Genomic DNA, 3,650 nt, shown 5'->3' on the forward strand with positions numbered 1-3,650 from the left:
TTGGACAATATAAACCCGAACGTGAAGGCTTTATTTTCAATAAAAAAGAAAACCGATACGAATGTATTAAAGAAGGCGGAAATAAAGCTTTTTTACCATTTAAACGAACTTTAATTGATAGTAAAGGTTACGAAAAGAAAAGTTACAGAAGCTCTGAACATGACTGCGGTAAATGCATCTTAAGAGCCGAGTGTTGTGGAAAGGTAACCAAGTTTAAAAAGCTGGAAGAAAGTATTCATAAACCACTTTACGATAAAATGCACGAAAAACTCACCCAAAACAAAGCCTATCATCGCAGGTTAGTTAAACGCCGAAGTGCAACAGTAGAACCAGTTTTAGGAACGTTGATAAACTTTTTTAACCTAAAACGGATCAACAGCAGAGGAATATCACAAGCCAATAAACACGTTTTGATGTCAAGTTTATCCTACAACTTGAAGAAATACCTGCGCTTTACAGTGAAAAAATCAAGTGTTTTAGCTCAAGTTCTTTCCTTAAAACAAGGAAAGAACTACGCTTCTACAAAATNNTGTGCAACAGTTACCGATGTTAGGCGAAGTTATTTATTATTTTCTTTATTTTCAAGATGTTTTCACTATTTTTGCCATAATCAATCAAGGTTGTTGGTAATTGTGGCTTACTCGTAATTTCATACTCAAATTCATTAGTGCTTCCTTTTGTAATTTCAATGTTTTCGCCCCAAGAATATAAACTAATAGACGTTCTTATAATGATTTTCTCTGAAGTAAGGTTTATTGATTTGTATTTAGTTTTTAATTCATCAAATATTTCATTTAAAGTTAATTTTGAAGTAAATGTTGATTTTTGACTAACTTTAAAGTCCAAGTCAGAAGCATTTCTTATTCCGTTTTTTTTCATTTTAACCATTTGAAGTAATCCAAGAATTATGGTCATAAGAAGTCCAAAGATTAATGCTTTTATACTAATTTCTTTTATTTCAATTTTTTGATTTGAAAATAATTCTGGAATTACTAACATAATTCCAAATAATAATGCTGTGACAATGAATATTTTTAATAAAAATTTAATAGTTGATTTCATTTTCTTATAATTTTGCCTAACGTTTTGCGGCTTGGCGAAGGTGGCGATTTTTACCACAAATGTTGATGCGGAGAACCAAACTTTGATTAACCACAAATGTGTCTGCGGAGCACTGAACCGCCACTTTTGCCAAACCGCTGTTATGCGTTCGCCCTTCTTTTCCTGTAATAGTTTTAGTATCCAATATTGATGTCTTTTTTAGGTAATATTAAATACAAAAAGCAGACTTCAAAGATAAATAACATCTTCAAAATCCGCTTAAAAAGTAATGAAATTTGTCTATTTAGGTTAGATTTTTTCAGCAATGGGAAAGTCAATTTCAAACTCTGTCAAGTTGTGTAAATAGTTGCTGATAATTTTATCGCCAACAACTATTATTACATCTATCATATTGGCTTCGTTGTAACCTGCTCCAAAAAATGCTTCTCTGCTTTCTTCGTTTGCACGTCCACGGTTTTTATTGCAGTAATTTTTCTATTTTTAAAAGAATAATTGTTTCGGTAATATTACAATTGCCCCCTCGGTAAAAACGCCTTTTTTGATGTAAAAATATAAACCAGAGCGTTTATACTAAGGAGATAAAAGACTACTTTTCAACCAAACCCGTTTCATTATAAACCACCATTAACGAAATACCCAATGCCATAATATCTTTCAAAACAAAAAAGTCTGTAGTGGGTACACCATCAATTATTTTATTAATACCTGGCGTTGTCAATAAAAAACTTAGAGTTGTGCCAAAAATAACGACTGCTGCCCAGCCAAATATTTTTCCAACTTGAGGTTTAAATAAACTCCATATTAAACCAATACCAACAATGATTTCGAAAAGCCCAATGATATTTGAAACGACTTGAACGCTCAACACTTTGTACATCCACGACATCAAAAAGTGGTTTTCAACGTAAGGTTTTATGCCTACAGCTTCCGATGGTGTGAATTTAAAAAAACCAATCCAAAGTAATACAACGACGACACCTGAAACGGCTATTTTATAGCCTAACTTATTTATTTTACTCATTTTATTTATTTTTAAAAGAATTGTAATTGAAAAAATTGGGGTGATTGCTTAGAGAAAAATACGTTTTATTTTTACGCTTCAACCAATTATAATTTTTCTGCAACAGGAAAGTCAATTTCAAACTCTGTCAAGTTGTGTAAATAATTGCTAATAATTTTATCGCCAACAACTATTATTACATCTATCATATTGGCTTCGCTGTAACCTGCTCCAAAAAATGCTTCTTTGCTTTCTTCGGTTGCACGTCCACGATTTTCAACTGCTGATGCTGTGAATTTTGCCAAAGCGTCTAACTTACTGTCGAAACTTGCTGTTCCTTTACGAATTTCTAAAATTTGTTCGTCTGAAAAACCATTCATTTTTCCTAATGCTGTGTGAGCCGATTGGCAATAACGACAACCATTAATTTGACTTGTTACCAAGTTTATCACTTCTCTTTCTTTGGCTCTTAATGTGCTTTTTCGATTTTGAAGCGTTAAATAGTCGCCTAATGCTGTTTCATTTTTAGCGAAATAGGCATACAAATTAGGAACAAAACCTAAACCTTTTTGGAGGTTGTCAAACATACCTTGATTGTTTGCAGATACTTCTTCTCTTGTTGGAACCGTGTAAGTTCTTTTTTCTGATGTTGTCATTTTATTATTTTTTAAATATTGTTTGTCTTTATTGACGATACAAAGGTGCGATGACTTACAATAGATAAAAATGATGTAGTTTAGGAAATTTGGTTGATGTAGTTCAACTTTTCTTTGAAACCCTTTTATTTCTTATTCTGGATAAAAATTCAGTCGTCATTCCTAAATAAGAAGCTAAAGCATATTGAGGAACTCTTTGCACGATTTGAGGATATTTATTTGAAAAAGTTTCGTAGCGTTCTTCGGCTGTTTGGGTTAGGTTTGAAATTATTCTTCTCTGTTGAGCAGCAAGTCCTCGTTCTGCCATTATCCTAAAAAAAGTTTCAAATTTGTGATTTTGTAATTTTAGTTCTTGTTCTTTTTCATAGTCAAGTTGTAAAATTATGCTGTCTTCTAATGCAACCACAAACATTGTCGCAGGTTGTTGAAAAATATAGCTGTTATAATCTGTAATCCACCAGTCATCAATGGCAAAAGTAATTGTGTGTTCTTGCCCTTCATCAGCCACAAAATAAGCCCTAAATGCTCCTTGCAAAACATAGTGTCTGTGCTTGGCTATAAAGTTTGGTTGAACTATGAATTGTCGTTTTTTAATTTTTTCTTCTTTGAAACAAGAACTAAAAAGCTTCTTTTCTTCTTCTGTCAGTTTTACAAACTTGTCAATATATGAAGTTATTTTGTTTGTCATTTAGTCTAATGTTGATGATTAGTAGTGTCGCTCATAGGGTGACGCATAACGAGCCGAGTATTTGCGAAGAACGGGAGAGAAATTGAACGAAGTTCAAGTTCGTCCGTTCAAGCAAATTGCTTGGCTAAAACTAAATTAGTGTATTGTTTTAAGATAAGCAATTTTGCGAGCGGAAAATAATGACAAAAAAGTTAGCCTTCAGCCCGTTTTTTCGCAAATAGTATGTGCTTGTTGCACAACACTA

The 3,650-nt window shown here is 32.6% G+C and carries 5 protein-coding genes; 1 reads left to right on the top strand and 4 read right to left on the bottom strand.

The features are described from left to right. The coding region (locus B3J26_RS06895) for a transposase (RefSeq protein WP_291073927.1) at positions 1–647 on the top strand (647 nt) is incomplete at its 5' end. On the opposite strand, the gene B3J26_RS06900 is transcribed toward B3J26_RS06895, so the two are convergent. The 4 genes from B3J26_RS06900 to B3J26_RS06915 all read right to left on the bottom strand — a co-directional run bounded on the left by B3J26_RS06900 (position 550) and on the right by B3J26_RS06915 (position 3,406). After that, positions 550–1,062 (bottom strand): hypothetical protein, encoded by a 513-nt coding sequence (locus B3J26_RS06900; RefSeq protein WP_291073929.1) that lies wholly within the window; start codon positions 1,060–1,062, stop codon positions 550–552. The two genes, B3J26_RS06895 and B3J26_RS06900, sit on opposite strands and share 98 nt — an antisense overlap. A 586-nt stretch (positions 1,063–1,648) precedes the next feature. After that, entirely contained in the window at positions 1,649–2,083 is a 435-nt protein-coding gene (locus B3J26_RS06905; protein ID WP_034981927.1) for a DUF417 family protein, read from the bottom strand. A gap of 86 nt (positions 2,084–2,169) precedes the next feature. Beyond that, positions 2,170–2,718, bottom strand: a complete 549-nt coding sequence (locus tag B3J26_RS06910) for a carboxymuconolactone decarboxylase family protein (RefSeq protein WP_028123680.1) — start codon at positions 2,716–2,718, stop codon at positions 2,170–2,172. A 103-nt stretch (positions 2,719–2,821) separates the two neighbouring features. Beyond that, entirely contained in the window at positions 2,822–3,406 is a 585-nt protein-coding gene (locus B3J26_RS06915; RefSeq protein ID WP_028123681.1) for a Crp/Fnr family transcriptional regulator, read from the bottom strand. Between the last annotated feature and the right edge of the window lie 244 nt (positions 3,407–3,650).

This window comes from Empedobacter sp. UBA5987 (genome assembly GCF_002429865.1).
In the GTDB taxonomy this organism is placed as follows: Bacteria; Bacteroidota; Bacteroidia; order Flavobacteriales; family Weeksellaceae; genus Empedobacter; species Empedobacter falsenii_B.